This is a genomic window from Micromonospora sp. DSM 43699 (assembly GCF_055517075.1).
Window position 1 is genome coordinate 1 of record NZ_JBTMMT010000217.1, and the last position, 449, is coordinate 449.

Annotated in this window: 1 protein-coding gene; it reads right to left on the reverse strand. The window is 73.1% G+C overall.

Going from position 1 to position 449, the window contains the following annotated elements:
* The coding region (locus AC0AIB_RS31325) for a histidine kinase (protein ID WP_465098098.1) at positions 1–449 on the reverse strand (449 nt) is incomplete at both ends.

A 449-nucleotide genomic window follows, 5' to 3' on the forward strand; every position in this document is an offset into this window, starting at 1 on the left:
GTCTTTGTCTGTGCCCGTGTCTGTTGCCGGTTCTGGTTCCGGTGGGTCGTGCAGGACCGCCACCGTTTCCCTCAGCTGTTCCACGGCGTCCGCGATCGTTCCGCGCAGCTCGGCCAGGTCGGTGCGGTCGCGGTCGGTGAGGTCCGGGGAGAGTTCCAGGGCTCCGGCGCGCAGGGCGACCAGGCTCAGGGCGTGGCCGAGCGAATCGTGCATGTCGGCCGCGATGTCCGCCCGTTCGGCCAGCCGCGCCCGCTCCGCGACCAGGTGCTGCCGCTCCTCCAGGCGTCGGGCCAGCCGCCAGCCCTCCCGTACGAGTTCGCGTCGGCCTCGCCGGTGCCGTCCGGCCAGCCACGGCAGCAGAAGGGCGGCGGGCAGCACGGTCAGCGTGTAGAACCACCACACGGGCGGCACCCGCAGCACGGCGCACGCCGCGACATCGACCGCGAGGC